This is a genomic window from Neobacillus sp. 204, assembly GCF_046562815.1.
In the GTDB taxonomy this organism is placed as follows: Bacteria; Bacillota; Bacilli; order Bacillales; family Cytobacillaceae; genus Neobacillus.
Window position 1 is genome coordinate 308,822 of sequence record NZ_JBJORY010000008.1, and the last position, 18,348, is coordinate 327,169.

The 18,348-nt window shown below is 38.9% G+C and carries 14 protein-coding genes; 4 read left to right on the top strand and 10 right to left on the bottom strand.

The window, feature by feature from the left end; all coding sequences use genetic code 11:
* Window positions 1-49: 49 nt before the first annotated feature.
* From ACJ004_RS18460 to ACJ004_RS18480, 5 genes are all read right to left on the bottom strand, one after another.
* Window positions 50-4,657, bottom strand: a complete 4,608-nt coding sequence (locus ACJ004_RS18460) for a S8 family serine peptidase (protein WP_410894591.1) — start codon at window positions 4,655-4,657, stop codon at window positions 50-52.
* 267 nt (window positions 4,658-4,924) lie between these two features.
* The gene (locus ACJ004_RS18465) at window positions 4,925-5,722 is read right to left on the bottom strand and encodes an ABC transporter permease subunit (RefSeq protein WP_410894592.1); all 798 of its coding nucleotides are present in this window, start codon (window positions 5,720-5,722) and stop codon (window positions 4,925-4,927) included.
* 44 nt (window positions 5,723-5,766) lie between these two features.
* The gene (locus tag ACJ004_RS18470; protein ID WP_410894593.1) at window positions 5,767-6,564 is read right to left on the bottom strand and encodes an ABC transporter permease subunit; all 798 of its coding nucleotides are present in this window, start codon (window positions 6,562-6,564) and stop codon (window positions 5,767-5,769) included.
* Between the two features lie 6 nt (window positions 6,565-6,570).
* Window positions 6,571-7,455: an ABC transporter ATP-binding protein gene (locus tag ACJ004_RS18475; protein ID WP_410894594.1), complete on the bottom strand. Its 885-nt coding sequence runs from the start codon at window positions 7,453-7,455 to the stop codon at window positions 6,571-6,573.
* A gap of 77 nt (window positions 7,456-7,532) precedes the next feature.
* The gene (locus ACJ004_RS18480; protein ID WP_410894595.1) at window positions 7,533-8,162 is read right to left on the bottom strand and encodes a TetR/AcrR family transcriptional regulator; all 630 of its coding nucleotides are present in this window, start codon (window positions 8,160-8,162) and stop codon (window positions 7,533-7,535) included.
* 270 nt (window positions 8,163-8,432) lie between these two features.
* Between ACJ004_RS18480 and pepT the strand changes: the two genes are divergently transcribed.
* Entirely contained in the window at window positions 8,433-9,665 is a 1,233-nt protein-coding gene (gene pepT / locus ACJ004_RS18485) for a peptidase T (protein ID WP_410894596.1), read from the top strand.
* A 30-nt stretch (window positions 9,666-9,695) separates the two neighbouring features.
* Here pepT and ACJ004_RS18490 read toward each other — a convergent pair whose 3' ends face one another.
* Window positions 9,696-10,646: a phosphotransferase family protein gene (locus ACJ004_RS18490; protein ID WP_410894597.1), complete on the bottom strand. Its 951-nt coding sequence runs from the start codon at window positions 10,644-10,646 to the stop codon at window positions 9,696-9,698.
* Window positions 10,647-10,803: 157 nt separating this feature from the next.
* Between ACJ004_RS18490 and ACJ004_RS18495 the strand changes: the two genes are divergently transcribed.
* Complete coding sequence (locus tag ACJ004_RS18495) at window positions 10,804-10,929, top strand: DUF4023 family protein (protein ID WP_410894598.1); 126 nt, start codon at window positions 10,804-10,806, stop codon at window positions 10,927-10,929.
* A gap of 45 nt (window positions 10,930-10,974) precedes the next feature.
* Here the strand turns inward: ACJ004_RS18495 and ACJ004_RS18500 are convergent, their stop codons facing one another.
* The 3 genes from ACJ004_RS18500 to ACJ004_RS18510 form a co-directional block, all read right to left on the bottom strand.
* A complete protein-coding gene (locus ACJ004_RS18500; RefSeq protein ID WP_410894599.1) occupies window positions 10,975-11,574 on the bottom strand; it encodes a hypothetical protein in 600 nt (199 codons plus the stop codon).
* Between the two features lie 13 nt (window positions 11,575-11,587).
* On the bottom strand, window positions 11,588-12,763 hold the full coding sequence (locus ACJ004_RS18505) for an Alp7A family actin-like protein (protein WP_410894600.1): 1,176 nt from the start codon (window positions 12,761-12,763) through the stop codon (window positions 11,588-11,590).
* A 1,153-nt stretch (window positions 12,764-13,916) separates the two neighbouring features.
* Window positions 13,917-15,107, bottom strand: a complete 1,191-nt coding sequence (locus ACJ004_RS18510) for a L,D-transpeptidase family protein (protein ID WP_410894601.1) — start codon at window positions 15,105-15,107, stop codon at window positions 13,917-13,919.
* A 282-nt stretch (window positions 15,108-15,389) separates the two neighbouring features.
* Here ACJ004_RS18510 and rluF point away from each other — a divergent pair, with 282 nt between their 5' ends.
* Window positions 15,390-16,097 carry a 23S rRNA pseudouridine(2604) synthase RluF gene (gene rluF, locus ACJ004_RS18515; RefSeq protein WP_410894602.1) on the top strand — a complete coding sequence of 236 codons (708 nt, stop codon included), beginning with the start codon at window positions 15,390-15,392 and terminating at the stop codon, window positions 16,095-16,097.
* Window positions 16,098-16,131: 34 nt separating this feature from the next.
* Complete coding sequence (locus ACJ004_RS18520) at window positions 16,132-16,671, top strand: helix-turn-helix domain-containing protein (protein ID WP_410894603.1); 540 nt, start codon at window positions 16,132-16,134, stop codon at window positions 16,669-16,671.
* A gap of 92 nt (window positions 16,672-16,763) precedes the next feature.
* Here ACJ004_RS18520 and ACJ004_RS18525 read toward each other — a convergent pair whose 3' ends face one another.
* The gene (locus ACJ004_RS18525) at window positions 16,764-18,320 is read right to left on the bottom strand and encodes a flavin monoamine oxidase family protein (protein WP_410894604.1); all 1,557 of its coding nucleotides are present in this window, start codon (window positions 18,318-18,320) and stop codon (window positions 16,764-16,766) included.
* Window positions 18,321-18,348 lie beyond the last annotated feature (28 nt).

Below are 18,348 nucleotides of genomic sequence, written 5' to 3' on the forward strand. Positions count from 1 at the left end.
AAAAAGGAACGCTTGGATTCAAGAATCCGAGCGCTCCTTTTTGTTCTCATTACTTACTTAATCGTTTATATACAATACTAGAATAGGAACTGTAAACCTTTTTACCATTTACGGTACGATAAGCTCTTACTTTATAGTAGTAAGTTTTGCCCTTGGTTAATTTCGTATTTGTATAGCTTCCAGAAGTAGTTGTTTTTACTTTTGTGTAGCTTCCAGATTTTGAAGTAGCACGATACACCTTATAACCACTTGCTCCACTTACTTTACTCCAAGAAACTTTAATAGATGTGCTGCTTGCCTTATCAGCCTTCACACTGGTAGGTGTTTTAAGACCTGGCTTAGCACTTACAATGCTTGAGCTTGGACTTACAAGTTTTTTACCTTCTACGTTTGTATAAGCAACTACTTTATAGTAGTAGGTTTGACCAGTAGTCAAGCTGCTATTTGCATAGCTTGATGTACTTCCGCTAACCGCAGCTGCTTTGCTGTAAGCTCCGGTTTTTGAAGTTGCACGGTACACTTCATAACCACTTGCACCCGATACTTTTGCCCAGCTAACTGTTAATTTATTGTAGTCAGAAGAAGCAACTTTTACAGATGTTGGTGTTGAAGGATTTTTAACAAAACGCGCATATACATTCGTGTCTGCTACAATCGGTGCATTAAAGTCAAACTTTGTTTTGAAGCCAGCATCTTTATACCAACCGAAGAAGGTGTAACCCGACTTAGTTGGAGCTGCTGGTGCTGACACTTTTCCATTCTTGACTACATCCGATTGTTTCACAAGAGTACTGCCGTTGTAGAACTTCACTTGATGGCCTCGGAAGATTTTCACTTCTTTGGTTGTCTTGTTGCCTGCGATATCGACAAGCTCAAGTGTAAAGGTATTGTTACCAGGCTCAAGATCAAGTTTAGTTGTAACACCTTGGCTAATGCTTCTCATCTCATATGGCTCAGCGAAATCTTTAAAGAATTCTTCGCTGCCATCAACAAAGTAGCGAATCTTATCAAAGTTATCAGAAATGGTTGCATTAAGGTCAACAGAGCTTACATCTGCTTTCACTCTAGTTGGAACACTCACACTAATTCTTGGTGCTGTGGTATCAACGATAAGATCACGGACTTGGTAAGAACTCACATTTCCTGCAACATCTGTACCGGAAATTAGAATTTTGTGTACACCATCTTTGACGACATTGACTGTTGTGCTGAATTCATAACGTGCTTCATCAGCATTAAACATTAACTCTACAGGCTTTCCGTCAACAGTTAATTCACGAATTTTTGAATCATCTGTTAGATATCCTTCAACAGGAAGTTCATGAGAATTGTAGACTCCTGTTGCACCAATAGAGGTAACATGAATAAATGGAATCGTACCATCATTGGCACCATTTACTATTGGAGCCTCGACCTTACTTGAATTACCCGCAAAGTCATAGGCAACAACCTCTACTGTTGCGCCAGCTGCTGGAATTTCTTTTAGAGTATATTCTGTTTTATCGCCTGCTAATGGAAGTTCTTTTTCACCGTATGCAGATTTCCCATTCACAGTAATATCGTAATACGCAACACCTGAACCATTTACATCTGTTGATCCAACCGTTAATTTATTACCGATTACGCTTGCTGTTACAGTAGGTGCAACTGTGTCAACAAGGACAGGGAATGTCACTTTTTGTGCATCTTTACCCGCATAATCAATGGTTGCATCTACTTCATAGAAATATTGACCATCTGCTACTAACTTGTTTTTCACTTTTCCGTCCCAAGCGTTGGCAGGATTTAGGTAGTTTTGTGCGCCTCTTCCGCCATCGTTGAAGTTTTTAGATACAAGTGTATCAGATTTAATTTTACGAAGTACATTCCCATCTTTATCGACAATCTTATACTCTACTGATTTAGCATTTCGTAAGAATGAAAGAATTGGAATCGCATTATCGTTTTGACCATCTCCATTTGGTGAAATCGCAATGTTGGCAGACTTAGGTGACACGTAAGCTGGATCTTCAAAATCATTTGGAACAGCTGGATTAACACCTAAGTAGTTAAAGTTCTCGTTACCTTCTTGGTCTGTGCCTGCGGATGTAAGCATACCTGTCCATCCATAGAAGGAGCCATCAATTTTGTCGTCATAAATCATTGCATCTAAAATTGGTGACTTATTCCAATCACCATTGAACCCAACATATGGTACTGAAACCGTTGGATTTACATCGTTTACATCTGTTAAAGTTACGAAACCTTCAACAAAGTAACCATTTTTAAAAATGGAATCTAATGGCTCATAGTACCACCAATCAATTGTGTTTTCTGGATCTAAGTCAACTTTTACATCAACTGTTGCACTACCTTTAGCAGGAATAGTTAGTTGGTCTCCACTAAGTCCGTCTGAACTAAATGAAATTGGGAACTCTCCAACTCCTGTATCAGGATCGAAGCTGCCATTTGCTTTGTAAATGCCTTGTGCTTCTAAGGTATCCACACCATTGATTACTAAATCAGTTTGAACATTACCATTTACTTTATAAGTAACAGGTTGGTCTGAGAAGTTTTCTGCTTTTAAAGTGAAAGTAGCTTCATTACCTTTAATTTCTTTTAAAGCAACCTTTGCTTCATTTGTCGCCTTATTAGTCACAACAATCGGTGTACTTAGGGCTGCATATAATTGCATTACACCAGCACCTTGACGACGTGGTGAGTATGGGTTGTGTGTGTAAGCGGCATTATATGTGCCTTTATCATCAATCACTTTACTTGTGTTCATTAAAATGTTTTTCGCCATACCTACTTTAGCTGCACCTGTAAGATTAGCAAAATCTTCTTTCACACGTTCAAGAACAAGTGCAGATCCACCTGAAACGTGTGGTGCTGCCATCGATGTACCACTCATTACGCCATATTGGTCATTATTTAATGTGGAATAGATATTTCCACCTGGTGCAGTGATTTCTGGTTTGAAATCTAAATTAGATGTGACGCCCCAAGAAGTGAAAGTAGACATTTGTCCTGCAGATGGATTTTGGGTTGTTTTCTTATCCCCTTGGAATTCAATCGATACTTTCTGGCTCGCATCTAATGCTGCCTTCATCGTATCTCCATCAGATTTTAAAGCAAAAAGCTGTGGAATCTTAATTTCTGGAGAGGTAGCCATGCTGAGTAATCCATTTGTATTGTTATAAACGATAATTCCTGCAGCACCTGCAGTTTGAGCATTCATTGTTTTCTCAACGAATGTAAGGGTTCCACGTTTTACTAACGCGTATTTCCCAGTGAAATCTTTTCCTGCAAAATCAGAAGGCTGTCCAATTCCAGCATCAATAATATCAAACTTCTTTTGTTCTAATGTGTTAGGGTCTACACTGCTTGAAGAAAGATATGGAGCCTTGCCAGCTTCCGTACCATCAAATGAATACGTAGCAGCATATAGATCAAGATAGTTATTTTCAAGAGAAGCAACCTGTAATGAGCTGTTTGCACTACCAGGTGTACCTACCACACCGTAATCAGGGTTTTCTGCATATGGATTTGAATAGCCATCCCCAATTTGGTTAGAGTTACCAGCTGAGATCGACATTAACACACCGTTATCAACAGCTCTTTGAACAGCTTGTTGCTCTGGAGCATCTGGTAGAACGAAACCAGCTGTAGAACCTAAGCTCATATTGATGACATCTGCGCCTAATTTGATGGCATCATCAATCGCTTTAATTTCAATGTCCCCCCATGTTGAAGGCATTTCTGGGTCATTACCGAATATTTTCAGAGCAAGCAATTGGGCTTCTGGTGCAACCCCTTTAATTCCGCCATTCGCTTCGTCCCCGTTTGCTGCAACCGTACCAGCAACGTGCATACCATGCATGGAAGCTTCAGGACCTAAGTCTAGAATTTGCGCATTTTCATCGTAATAGTTATAACCGTAAGGAACCTTTTCAGTGTAGAACTTACCAGGCAGTCCTTTTTCAGCAACCGCAGCGCCAACTTCCGCTTCTGTAAGTGCCGCTTTGGAGCCATCTGTTAAGACAAAATCTTTGTGGCTTGGGTCAATGCCAGTATCAATAATACCAACGATCATTCCTTCACCTTTTTTACCATACGCTTCCCAAGCTTTTTGAGCCTCAACGATTTCTTTACTATATTTCATGTTTGGCTCAATTTCAGGACGTTGATATTCAGTTGCAATCGATACATTTGCTACTCCATCAACCGTTTTAATCGCAGCAATTTGTCCATATTCAACAATACCGCTAAATCCATTAACTGTAGTTGTAAAGTTTTGTTTGTATTGCATTTTAATTGCTTTTTTCGAAAACTGGCTTTTCACAGCCTGCTGTTCATTTTGTATTTTATTTTGAAGCTGTGTTTTGACTGATTTTGATAGTTCACTATACTTTTTCCCTTGCTTTGTTGCATATGTAATCGCAGGGTCACCATCAACTTCAACAATTACACGAACTTTATCTGATCTTTTATAATTTTTCTGTGTATTTTTTACTTTTACTGATTCTGGAAGTTTTTTCAAGGTATTAGCTTTTGCTGCTACCGTTGCCTTGTTCGCTTTGCTAATTTTTGCCCCTGAAGGAGCCGCTGCCTGTGCAAAGCTAGAAAAAACCATTAAAAAGACCAAAAATAACGGTAAAATTCTTCTGATTTTCAACCACTTTTCCCCCTTTATATTTTTTACTTCTAGTAATTTATAACTCTACTAGAATAAAGCGATAATCCAAAAATAATGATCCCTCCTAATTGTCCTATTCTCTTGCACAATTAAGTTTATTCAGAATTAAACAAATAGTCAATATATTTCCAATTTTAATAATTTTTTCTCTTTCCTATGAATTCAAACCCCATTTTAGCAGCCTAGTCGTAAACAAAATAAAAGCGGAAGCTCCTATGAACAGAGCTTCCGCTTTTATTTTTAACCCTACACATTCAAGTCTCTTTTTTTATAAAATACATAGGTGACATATATAAGTAAGACGATTATTAAGGCCGATAGAATGAGATACACTCCCTCAAACCCACCACCATACATCATATTCTTTGCTTCAAAATATTTGAATGGGGTAAGGTATTTTAAGTTTTCAAGTTTCTCATTTAAATCGATTGCTACCGATAGTAAAAATACTAGTAGAAGGATTCCTGTAGCTAAAGATCCAGCCGTTTTCGGCCGCTTTTTTACCGCAGAAATCGCACTGCCGATGGCCAGAAACACGAGCTGTAAAATGAACATTCCGACCATTGTAATCGCAATATCCCCGTTCACATCCTCGCCCTCACTCATTTTTCCAACAGCAACGAGAGACGAAACGAAGGTTACGAGATTAAAGATGACGATATTCGTGAACGCTGCCAGTAGCTTGGCACTAATAATTTTCGATCGTGAAACAGGTTTAACAAATAAAAACTCAGAGGTTTTGTCCCGTTCTTCCTTCGAAATGATCGTGGCACCAAGCATGGCTGCATGTATAGTTGCCATCAAGACCAAATAAAGGAATAATAGCCCATAAAACCCACTAGCCTTTGATAAATCTAATGGACCTATGCCCATAACTGCCTGCATCGATTTTGGCATTTGTGAAAATACTTCTGTTATCGATTGGCCTGAGGATTTCAAGCCGGCATATTTACTCATCCCAGATGCCACCATCAAAATGACACCAATGCTCCAAAAGATGAGTGACTTTCGATGAGACTTTAACTCTTTAACATATATATTCATGAACATTTCCCTCCATTTCACTTCGACCAATTTAAGCCGGAATCTTATACAGCATGGATATCCTTTTTGGAATAAACTCGATAGCTTGCAGCAATAGCAAGAATGATCAAGACGACTCCAACAATTAAAAAGGAAACCTCATAACTGGATTTTTCCATGATATAAGAGGTATCAAAATATTTAAAAGGAGAAATGTACCGTTTCGCTTCATCATCGGTTGTTGAACCGATTACCCCTAAAAAGTAAAAAGCAAATACTGTACTTAGTGACACACTTAGGACAGATTTAATTTTTGGAACACTAACAGAAATGATAATTCCCATGGCTAAGAACATCAGCTGAATGAATAATATCGTCAGCGAAAGCAAGAAGAACGTTTGAAAGCTAAAATCTTCTGTCTTTACCTGAAATGCCATAAAACTAGCCGCAGCAAAATAGATAACATTTGTTATGACAAGCGAAACCAGCGCCGCCAATAACTTTGCCGTAATAATCGTACTGCGGGTAACAGGCTTCGTCAGTAAAAAGTCAGCTGTTTTTTCACGGACTTCCTTGCTAACAATGGAAGTCCCAAGATTCATTGCCTGGATCGCTGCACACAGTGTAATAAACGTTAAAGCGTAGCAATAGAACCCCAGAATCGAAAATAAGGTATTTAAATCCATTCCCAGCGCTTTTCTGACTGGCTCCGGATAGCCTTCAAGGAGCTTCTTGAATTCGGTCACATCTTTTGTAAAAGCAGGAAAAAGAGACATAAATAGAACTACAACCAATATTAAGGATATCGACCAGATCATGGTCGACTTCCGATAGGCCTTTAATTCATGTAAAAAGATATTCATCGTATCTTAATCCTCCTTTTCATAGTAGTGCATAAAAATCTCCTCAAGATCAGGCTCCTCTATCCAAAGGTTTGCAATTTCAATATCAGCAATTTTTTTCATCACGGTATTGATATTTCCCTTAAACAAAAAGCTAATGATGTTGTTTTTTACCTCTAAATTATTGACGCCGCTAATTTGGAAGTATTCCTGATCAGGGACGGCTTTCGTTTCAACTTTGAATTTCTTATAATTGTTTTCTTTTAACGTACTAATCTTTTCAACTGTGACGATTTTTCCTTCTTTAATGATGGCAACGCGATTGCACAGGCGTTGTACCTCGCTTAAAATATGGGACGAAAATAGGATCGTCGCACCTTTCTTATTTTCTTCCTCGAGAAGTTCGAAAAATTTCTGCTGCATGAGCGGATCCAGTCCACTTGTCGGCTCATCAAGGATAATCAGCTTTGGTTCATGAAGCAGCCCTTGGACAATACCGACCTTCTTTTTGTTCCCCAATGAAAGGTCTTCAATTTTTTTATTAAGATCAAGATCCATTATTGCCGCTAATTCTTTTATTCTCTTACTGCAATCCTTTTTATAAAAACTAGCTGAATAGTTTAATAGATCTTTGACCTTCATATTGTCATAGTAAAAAACTTCAGATGGCAGGTACCCAATCTCTTTTTTTATTTCCGGGCCAAATTGTATACAATCCTTGCCGAAAATCGTTGCACCGCCGCTAGTAGGGGAGATTAATGATAAAAGTGTCCGAATCGTCGTAGATTTACCAGCACCATTAGGCCCAATGAATCCAAAAATTTCACCTTGCTCGACATGAAAGCTAATATCTGTGATCCCTCTTGATTTGCCATACGTCTTGGTTAGGTTGTTAATTTCAATTACATTCATGTTAGTACCTCCCTTAAAGATCAAATCTCAAAATGGTTTTAAAATGGGCTGATTACCTAGTAAGAAGGATCACCTCCTTATTCATATAAAACATCTCTTAATATATCTAGATACTCTTCCAGTTCAGCTATCGCCTCATTAATTACGATTTCCTCAACATCCAAGGATAGCTGTACAACCTTTTTTTGCTGTTGAAAGCCGAATCCTTCCACAGTCCAGTTAATAATCCTTATCGCTTTTTGGACATCAATCCCTTTTTTAAATTTCGAAAGATCAATATCTGAAAATAGTTTTAGCAATGACTCTTCCAGCAACTCTTTTCCTCTGAGGTCTAAATCGCCCTTCACTTCTGATGATGTTTCAGAATAGATTGTCTTCACAAAATTAAAAAGTTCGGGATAGACTTTGAATAGATCTAGCTTCAGTAACGCCATTTGCCGATAACGAATAAAAATATCTTTTTCATCCCAATCGACTTCTTCCATAATCTTTTCCATTAAGATGTCAATCATATGCTCATATAAGAAAAAATAGAGCTGCTTTTTATTTTGAAAATAATGAAATAAGAGCCCCTTCGATATGCCTGCTTCCTTGACAATTTCATTAGTGGAGGCTTTATCATAGCCTTTTTGGGCAAATTCCTTTATGGCCGCATTGATGATTCGGTCTTGTTTTTCTTTTTCTATGTTGTGAAATTTCGAAAACACCTCTATAACCTCCCCCTCAAAATTAATTGACCACACGAGTCAATGGAGTCATTATAATCCTATTGACCACCATGGTCAATAGGTAGACAAGGATATTTTTTACAAATATTTGAACGGAACGTGTTGTGTATAGTATGGCTCATCGGGGGGTGGTACGATGCATAATTCTGACCATTTCACCATCTAATTGACTGTTGAAATAGATGTATCCGCCTTCACGAAGTGATATGATAATCATGAACATAATTAATAAAGGGGAGTGTCTTAACAGTGAAAAACGAACTCATAGAACGCTTTACTTCCTATGTAAAAGTGGATACGCAGTCCAATGAAGACAGCGAAACTTGTCCATCCACAGAAGGGCAATGGACTCTGCTGCGTATGCTGGTAGAAGAACTAAAACAAATTGGCATGGAAGAAGTCACCATTGATGACAATGGCTACGTGATGGCAACATTGCCACCGAATACAGAAAAGGCCGTACCAACCATTGGCTTCCTTGCCCATGTTGACACTGCCACTGACTTCACCGGAAAAAACGTCAATCCGCAGATCATCGATCAGTATGATGGCGGAGAGATCGTCCTAAACGAAGCCCTAAAGGTCGTCATGTCACCGCAAGACTTTCCAAGTCTTTCCGGCTATAAGGGGCATACCCTCATCACGACAGATGGCACCACCCTGCTTGGCGCTGATAACAAAGCCGGGGTCACCGAAATTATGACTGCCATGGCATACCTGATTCAGCATCCAGAAATTAAACACGGTAAGGTCCGCGTTGCGTTCACCCCAGATGAAGAAATCGGCAGAGGACCACATAAGTTTGACGTTGCGGCCTTCAATGCCAAGCATGCTTATACCGTTGATGGCGGTCCACTTGGGGAATTAGAGTACGAAAGCTTCAACGCGGCAGCAGCGAAAGTTACAATTAAAGGAAACAACATCCATCCTGGCTCAGCAAAAGACAAAATGGTCAACTCGATGAAAATTGCGATGGAATTACATAGTAAGCTTCCTGCACAGGAAGCGCCAGAACATACCGAAGGATACGAAGGCTTCTTCCATCTGCTAGCCTTCAATGGAGATGTTGAACTTACCAAGCTCCATTATATAATTAGAGACCATGACATGGACCACTTCAAGGCGCGCAAAGCGTTGATCGAAAACATCGTCAATGAACTCAAGTCTATTTACGGCAGCGACAGTATCCAATTGGAATTGAACGATCAATATTACAACATGGGTGAAAAAATTAAACCGGTGATGGAAATCGTCGACATTGCTCATGAAGCGATGGTGAGCCTTGACATAACGCCAATTGTTAAACCAATCCGCGGCGGCACCGATGGCTCACAGCTTTCCTATATGGGTCTGCCAACACCAAATATCTTTACCGGCGGGGAAAATTTTCACGGCAAATTCGAATTTATTTCCGTTGATAATATGATCAAAGCCACCCAAACCGTCATTGAAATCATCAAATTGACTGAACAAAAATATTAACAAAAAAAGCTAACCTTGACAGGATCAAGGTTAGCTTTTTAAATGAACAAGAGCTGCGGCACATTGTTGAAGACTGGCAACCGTTTCATTAAGTTGGGTTTTCAGCTGCTTTATCGGCCATATTCCATCGTTGGCCTCCAAATCCTTTTGAATGAGTAAAATCATCCACATCGAAAACACGGACGAAACTAAATAATATTCTTGGAAAAAACGAGCTTGGTCATGCTTAAACGCCACCTGTCCAAGATAAGCTTCCAAGATTCTTTTCCGCAATGGACTGGTTATTTTTTTCGGGAAAAGGGGATGGGACATATCAATCAGATGGTAAAGGTCCCAGTGCGGCGAGTTGAGATGGGTATGCTCCCAGTCCAAAATCTTCAACGCATTGCCAACGATAGCAAAATTTCCCGTATGTAAATCGCCATGGGTCAACACTTGTTTCTCCGAAAGATTCAAGCGATTCAGTTGGGCAAAAATAACCTCAATGAGCTCTTCCTTCATGTTTAACGAAGGCAATAAACGGAGTAACTCCTCCTTCTTTGTACAAACATCTGCTACAATTTCTTCTATTCTTGGCTTCAACCCTGTTAATGGTACATTTTCTAATTTTTCAACAGGGAGTGAATGCCACCATGCCACCCATTTAATCACACTCATGACAATTTCCTCATTAAAGTCGTGGGAGAGCTGGCCAAGGTCCTCAAGAATCATCCAGTTTAACTCAGTGTGTTCACTAATGGAGTAAGAAATAATTCTTGGATAAATTGCCGGAAATAGGGGAAGAATATGTTCATGGATCCAAACTTCCTTTCCTAGTTGACCATTATTTGTCAGTGGTTTGAAAATATAGCTTTTTGAAGGGGAAAGATAGAATCTTTCTACAAATCTACCATTCATCCCTTTATAGAGGATTTCTCTTTTCTGGATTACCTGCTCATTTAATGTACCGTCGTGTAAGACAATATTGTTAGGCAGCTCCATGGACTCACCACCATATCAATTAATAGTTTCATAGATTGATTATCACTATGACTATAATGTTTATTCATATTCACGACAAGGCAAATGCATGAATGAATATTCTCAACCTGTTGGGTCAAAATAACAGTGGTTCGATTTTTCAAGGAGGTTAGGCGGAATGGATAACAGAAATACTCATGAATTCGTTGAACAGCTGCATGAAAAGCAGGAAAAGGATCAGAAAAATAAAAAACGGCAAGCTACAAGTCAAAAGAGCCAAAGAATGCCGAATCAACAGCATTAATTCAGAACAAAGGGCCAAACCTCGTATGAGGTTTGGCCCAATTGATTATTTATTCATATTCGCAAGAAAACCGCCAAGTAAATCGTCAATATCTTCTTCTATTTCATCTTCCTCTTTAACCGGCTCCTTTTCTCGCGCACTTTCCCAATCAAACCCCTCGAGATCATCTTCCATATCATCTATGGCGAGAGGGGAGGGTGAAGTTTCCTTCGTTGCAGCCATCTGCTGATAACTGTCATCTTGATGAAGTTCCTCGGGAAATACTTTTTCTTGCAGGTATAGGGCTTCATCAATATCAAGCGAATGGCTATTTAATGAAGCAAGCAGTGACGTCGAACGAACTGGATCAGAAATCAACTGATATAGAATACTTCCCAGCAAGGCTTCTGAATGTTCATGCTTTAACCAATTTCGCTGGGCTTTCGTTAACTTCTGGGGGAGGGGAATCGTAATTGTCTCCTTTTCCTTCGAAGCAGAACTACTAACACCTTGCATGACAAACTCGGCAATTTTACTGGAAAAATTCCTTCTCTCTGTATCCTTTAACTTTTGCAAATGCTTCAAGATATGGTCAGGTGTATCAGAGGGGATGCGAAAAGATATGGCCTGGCCCCGCTGAACCTCATTTGAGGCTGCTTTTTTCATATAATCACCTTATTTAGCTTTTTACAGGCTCAACTCTAACTGGTTTTTGTTTCTCTGCTTTACGAACAAAGTCCATAATAAGTTTATAATAAGCATTGGCCATCATCCAAATACTTTCTCTCTCATCCTCAAAGAAATCAATATTATAACCGTCTAAATTGTTATTTAACGTCTTTAGGTATTCCTTTAAGACATTGGCCCCGCCGCCCACAAAGTAACAAATTTCTGTTTGTGAGTTTCTCTGCCAAACATTACGTAATAAACGATATTGTTTTTTAGCTAAATCAAGCAGGATCCGGTCGGTAATATCATGAACGCTTGTCCGGCTTCCTTTCACCATAATATGATTACGATCGCTTTTCTTCGTGATAATCTCAACCACATCACGGCGGCTATCCAGCTCAACGCCATGCTTTGTTCTAATTTCTTCGCGAATGGCTTCTAATGATTCTGAAACCCCTAGATTAAACCCTTGTGCTTTATCATCATCAACATTACGATTTTTGATAACTGCAATATCCGTTGATAATCCACCGATATCTTGAATTAAGATGCGCTTATCAATAAGATCCTTATTGATGATTTTTCCGTTGTTATCCAAAACGAGATTAATAAATGCGGCGAACCCTTCAGGATATACTTTGACTTCTTCGAATTTAATATTTACTTTCAATCCTTGGTATTTTGGTGTGACAAGGAATTCAACTTGATGAACAGAACCAACTAATTTAGAACGATAGCCAGCATCCTTACCTTCTTTAACTTCACGAAGGGGAAGACCTGTTCCTAAGGTATAGTTAGCATCAATCACATTTTTTGTTCTTGGGAAAGCATTTGAGTTATTTTCTTTTACTGCGTCTAAAGCTAATGTTGCAAAAAGCATAATTAATGTTTGATCTTCCTCTGACTTGCTGCTGCCAGGATCTAGCTCAGTGGCATTAATACTTTTAGTAGCTAAATTACCAATACGATAAATTCCGTTATTCTCTTTTAAAGCAGGGGAGTGGACTTTGATGTGAATTCCATCCAAAGGATTTTTGTTATCAAGTTCTTCAATCCCAATAACAGGTCGATCTTCTGTATCCCTAGCAATAATGTTAGGAATATTCAATTCATACTCTAGTTCTCCGAAAATAGCCTTAATGGAGTCATTCCCCACATCAATAGCTGCAACTCTGGATTTAGTCATAAAAATCATTCCTTTTCATTTAATAGATTTATTTTTTTAATGTAGTTATGTATTTCTAGATACATCTTTAAGGTTATAGAAGATTGATAGATTCTTCAATGATTTGTAGTTAAAAAAAATATAACTGTAAAAATGTAAACAATACGTAAACTTATAAACGGTGTAAACACTGCTGTAAACAACATCAACAAACCTGTATACATATTGAAATAGCACCACGTTTACAGTTTTGTATACATGTAAACGTAATTGTAAACATGAAGTATACAAATTGTAAACAAGTCTACAATAACGTATACACGTGCACGAATAACGTATACTTGTATGCAAAAATGTATACTTGAAAATGAATTCACTATCCAATCCAGCCTATTTTGATTTTTACTTTACTAAGCAAAAAAAGAACACCAGCCCCAGGTAAGATGTGCTTTAACTAATAATTTATCAAATGGAAAGAGGAAGGAAGAAGGACAAAGCCCCCTCCCCTTAACTCATCGAACTTGCAATTCATATTTTTACTACATATAAGTAATACCATTTCACTTTGTAAATTAACCAGCCCATAACTACTTCATTGATACTAATTTGTTTTTATTTCCCCTCAAACAAATTGGTACTATTTGAATTAGTAGCCTCATCTTTGTCGAGAAATCTCACTAATTGTTACTGGCGAGAGTTTTAGAATTATTCACGCCTCTTTGATCATCGAGAAAGGCGTTATCTTCCAGCGATTTAACGGGCATCATGCGGGTGACAAGTTCTTTGGCATTTTCACGGAAAATGCCTGTGGGTTCCCCTTTCGGCCAGTTTTTATGACAATGGGGTTATCAGCCTAGTACCTTTTCCCACCGTCCTCTAGCAGCCTGGTTTAAACTTACCGTTGTTATCAATATTTTTGTAAACAACGATTACAAACATGTATACATAGCGCCATTACTATATGTACACGAGTTTGTAAACATGTATGCGCCTTTGTAAACAAAAAGTATACGAATTGTAAACATGTATGCAAAATTGTATACTTCGCCAAATATCCTCCCAACCTTATCGAACTCCTGTGATTCCTTCCTAATTTTGGCCACAAAAAAATACGCACCATCGAAGGTGCGCATTATCAATTAATTATCATAAGGAAGAAGAAGGATAAAGTCCCCTACCCTTCATTGATAGCAGTAGCAACCATATCTTCACTAACATAGAGGTAATACCATTTCTCCTTATAATTCAACCAGCCCGTCACGACTGACTCATGACTGCTTAGTTTGTACTTTTCTGTTAATAAATTGGTCCCGTCTGACTGTATATCTTCATTATTGTCAGGATAATCCCACTGGCTATTGTTAACGAGTTCCTGCGTATTTTTCATCACACCATGATCATTTAGGAAATACCATCTGCCTTCAGAGTTAATCCAACCGGTCTTCATCACGCCTGAATCGTCGAGATAGTACCATTCTTCCCCATCAGCAAGCCAGCCTGTTTTCATCGCTCCATTGTTATCAAGATAAAAACGATTTGTGTCGATCGATAACCAACCTGTTTTCAGTACACCTTTATTGTCTAGATAATATTTCTTCCCACTGTCTGCTATCCATCCTGTCCTCATCGCACCCGTTTGATCGAGGTAGTATTTCTTTCCGTCTTTTTCAAGCCACCCAGTTTTCATTACACCTTTTTTATTAAGATAATATTTTTGGCCATTCTGGGTAAGCCATCCGGTCTGCATAACCCCTTCGTCATCAAAGAAATAGCTTTTTCCGTTGATTGATTGCCAGCCTGTTTTTGCTTCTCCATCGACATAATAATACTTGTTTCCACTTAGTTCCACCCAGCCACTGCCATATCCATTCGCTTTTGCAATTGAATCAAAGCTGCTATCCGTATGGGTGATGATTACTAATGTATATTTTTTAATGTGACTATAAAGCCAACGTACTTCTGAATTGTGCATCCGGATACATCCCGAACTTGCATAGGTTCCAATGGAATTTTCATTCGCATTCCCATGAATCGCATAGGTTGTACCATAGGTTCCTCTTGCTTCTAATCCCATCCAACGGTTCCCTAATGGGTTCCGTGGATCTCCGCCTGGAATCTTCAATTTATTATAGGGTCGATTAATGATTTTAGTGACAATTCTAAAGGTCCCTTCTGGAGTAAGTGACCTTGTCCTCCCTGTAGCCACACGGAAAGTTTTGACTAATTTCCCGCTATCATAAAATGCAAGAGTATTGGTCTTTTTATTAATAATAAGTAACTGTGAACCACCACTACTTGCATCAGCTTGGCTTACAAATAAGAATAGACCGAACAGCAAAACGAAAATCATTGATAGTTTTTTCATAGTAATCTCCCCAATTAGTAGTTTTTACTAAAAATAACATATAATTTCAGAATTTTTTGTCAAAAATCAGAAGAGAAAGTACTCATACTTTCCTATTTTTTTAGATATTTACTTAAAAAAATCTCTACTATTTCGACAATTTTTCTATCACTGTTCTATATGAGAAATTCTACTTAATGGCATGTTCATAGAGGAGGACATGGTGTCAGGCACCGAAGGACTTGAAAAAAAGGCGGTAGTTGGGTATGGTAAAAATACAATTCTCCATTTAGGGTGTGTATCATGCGTATTAATAAATTTATTAGCGAGTCGGGAAAGGCATCTAGAAGAGGTGCAGATAAGTTAGTTAGCGAAGGAAAAGTTACGATCAATGGAAAAGTGGCGGTAATGGGCAGCCAAGTGGAACCCGGAGATGAGGTCTGTATTAACGGCAGCCCCATTAAAGTGGCCAAAAATTATGTCTATATCGCTTTAAATAAACCTGTTGGTATTACTAGTACAACGGAAAGACATATAAAAGGAAATATCATTGATTTAGTCAACCATCCCTTACGAATCTTCCATATTGGACGATTAGATAAGGATTCAGACGGCCTCATCCTTCTAACGAACGATGGTGATATTGTTAACGAAATCTTGCGAGCTGAAAATAAGCACGAAAAGGAATATATCGTCACTGTGGACAAACCGATCACTCCTGAATTTTTAAAGAAGATGGCAGCGGGTGTGGAAATTCTTGATACAAAGACCCTTCCCTGTAAAGTCACCCAGCTTTCTAAATATGTATTCCAAATCATCCTAACACAGGGTTTAAATCGCCAAATTCGCCGGATGTGCTCAGCACTTGGCTATGGGGTAGTTCGCTTGCAACGGACTAGAATCATGAACATTCATTTAGGCAACCTGCCAATTGGACAGTGGCGAGACTTGTCGAAGAAAGAACGGAATCAATTATTTGCAGACTTAAACTATCGGCCTAAAGAATGGTAAACAAGAATACTCGGAGACACTAGAGGTGGGTCAATTGGAAATAGGATCAAAGATTCGTGCAATCCGGAACCGAAAAAAAATCACCATTGCTCAAATGTGTGAGGGGACAGGGCTGTCAAAAGGATTTATCAGCAATGTCGAAAACAATAACACGTCCCCATCGATTAGCACGTTGCAAACCATCGCAACCTTTCTAGGGGTTCCTTTACCCTATTTATTATTAGAAAAAAAGGAACACATGCGTGTCGTTAGAAAGAATGAACGGACTTATTCTACTTTTAACAACTTGAAAATAGAGCATTTAACCTCTAAAGGAGGCTTAAGAATGATGCTGGTTGAATTTCCTGTCGGTGCTTCTATGGGAGAATTAAATGCCCATGAAGGCGAGGAGTGTCATTTAGTGTTGGAGGGAAAAGTCCTAGCAGAACAAGGCGAGGACTCGATGATCATTGACGAAGGGGATTCCTTCAGCTGGAACGCAAGTGTGCCGCATTTCGTTAAAAATATTGGTGAGGGAAAAGCAGTGGTCCTTATTTCCATTTATTCCGACAGTGAACTTAGAGACATTTTCTAATTTCAGCCTCACTATTTGGTTTTAAATTCAATCATCTCATAATCAAAAAGGCTGTCAAAAGGGAACAGCAGGTCCCCTTTCGAACAGCCTTTTTAATTTGGTGGCCCTTCATTAAGATTCATATCAAAGATTACCTCATATGCAGCTCTCTCACCTGTCTCAACGGCTCCATTTAAATAACCTGGATACTTGATCGAAGTGTGCTCGCCGGCAAAAAAAATATTTCCTTCCCGTTCTCCTAATATTCCAGCAAATTTTGTATATTGACCTACCTTCCAATACGAGTAGGCCCCTTTGGTCCATTGGTTACTAAGCCAGTGGTCTACAGTAGCTAAACCATTCCAATTATTCATTGCTCCAGGCAATACCGGTTCTAGCTTGTCCAGGAAATTCTTAGCTGTCTCTTCTAATTCCTTATCTATGAAAGCTATTTGCCTGGCTGCAGTTTCACCCCCAGTAAAATTAACAAGAATTCCTGATGTTCCTTGTTGAGCACGTGTAGATTCAAACGTCTGCTGGTAGCCTGTATCCGCAAATGTTTCACCACTATTTCCAAGCCCATTCCAGAATCGATCGACAAATTGGGCATGAAGTTTAGTGTTTACCCCCATTCCAAGCTCTTCAATGGCAGCTGCTTTTAATGGACGAAACCTTGCATTCTGATAATCTATCGTTCTTAAAATGCTAAAAGGAATTGCCAGAATAACTTTGTCGGCTAAAACTGCCCACTCCTTCTCTTGATTTCGAAAAAAGAGCCTTATCTTATGATCGTCTTGTTCAATCTTTATCAGCTGCGAAGTGAATTTTATTTGTCCTTGAAGTTTCTTTGCTAATAAAGCTGGAATCTGATCATTGCCACCCCTAACATGAAAGCATTCATCTGAGTCACCATACATTCGAAAGGGCTCCTTTTGTGCGTATCCTAACAAATAAAGGAGGTTAAGCGCACTCTGCACATGGGCATCTGCTCCATTTTCAATGGAATAAGCAACAGCTAATAATTTTCCAAATCTTGAATGGATGCCGCCTGGAACCGTTTCATTGATGTAATCAACAATCGACATATGATCGAGCTCAAATCCACGCTCGGTATAACTATCATAAAGGGTCATTTCGCCTACTTCCTTAAGATCCCTTTGAAGCTTTGGGAGGATTTTCATAAAATCATTGGTTACTTCATCAAAGGAATAAGTGTGTTCATCAAAAAAATAGAACGGTTTGGTGCCAACGGGTTCTGCGGTGATTAAATTATCTAATTCTAAGTCCAGCTCTGTTGCTAGATTCTGAATCTCCTTATGGCAGGTATCGATTAATTCTCCGCCACGCTCGACAATTTGTTCGTCTTTGAAGTAACCTCTCCTCGTCCAACAGCGGCCGCCAACACGATCGGCCGCTTCATAAATGGTAGAGGTAATCCCGGCCTGTTTCAGCCGATAAGCACAGGTAAGCCCCGCTAACCCTGCTCCTACTATGACAATCCTTGGATTTACTACCTTACCCTTATGAGCATTTTCACGCGTAAGATGAGTATTTTTTAAATGATTTATATCTAATATAATAGCTTGTCCTGTACTTGATTGGTTCTCCATTTCAGTACCTGCTAATGCAAATGATTTCTGCAGTATACTTGCTAATGGTGTTCGTGCCAAGAAAAACCAGCCCCTTTTTGCAAAAATA

Coding starts and splice junctions, on each gene's coding strand:
- rluF (WP_410894602.1), top strand. CDS start 15,390: ATGCGTATTAATAAATTTATTAGCGAGTCGGGAAAGGCATCTAGAAGA.
- ACJ004_RS18490 (WP_410894597.1), bottom strand. CDS start 10,646: ATGGAGCTGCCTAACAATATTGTCTTACACGACGGTACATTAAATGAG.
- ACJ004_RS18475 (WP_410894594.1), bottom strand. CDS start 7,455: ATGAATGTAATTGAAATTAACAACCTAACCAAGACGTATGGCAAATCA.
- ACJ004_RS18465 (WP_410894592.1), bottom strand. CDS start 5,722: ATGAATATATATGTTAAAGAGTTAAAGTCTCATCGAAAGTCACTCATC.
- ACJ004_RS18470 (WP_410894593.1), bottom strand. CDS start 6,564: ATGAATATCTTTTTACATGAATTAAAGGCCTATCGGAAGTCGACCATG.
- ACJ004_RS18505 (WP_410894600.1), bottom strand. CDS start 12,763: ATGACTAAATCCAGAGTTGCAGCTATTGATGTGGGGAATGACTCCATT.
- ACJ004_RS18500 (WP_410894599.1), bottom strand. CDS start 11,574: ATGAAAAAAGCAGCCTCAAATGAGGTTCAGCGGGGCCAGGCCATATCT.
- ACJ004_RS18495 (WP_410894598.1), top strand. CDS start 10,804: ATGGATAACAGAAATACTCATGAATTCGTTGAACAGCTGCATGAAAAG.
- ACJ004_RS18510 (WP_410894601.1), bottom strand. CDS start 15,107: ATGAAAAAACTATCAATGATTTTCGTTTTGCTGTTCGGTCTATTCTTA.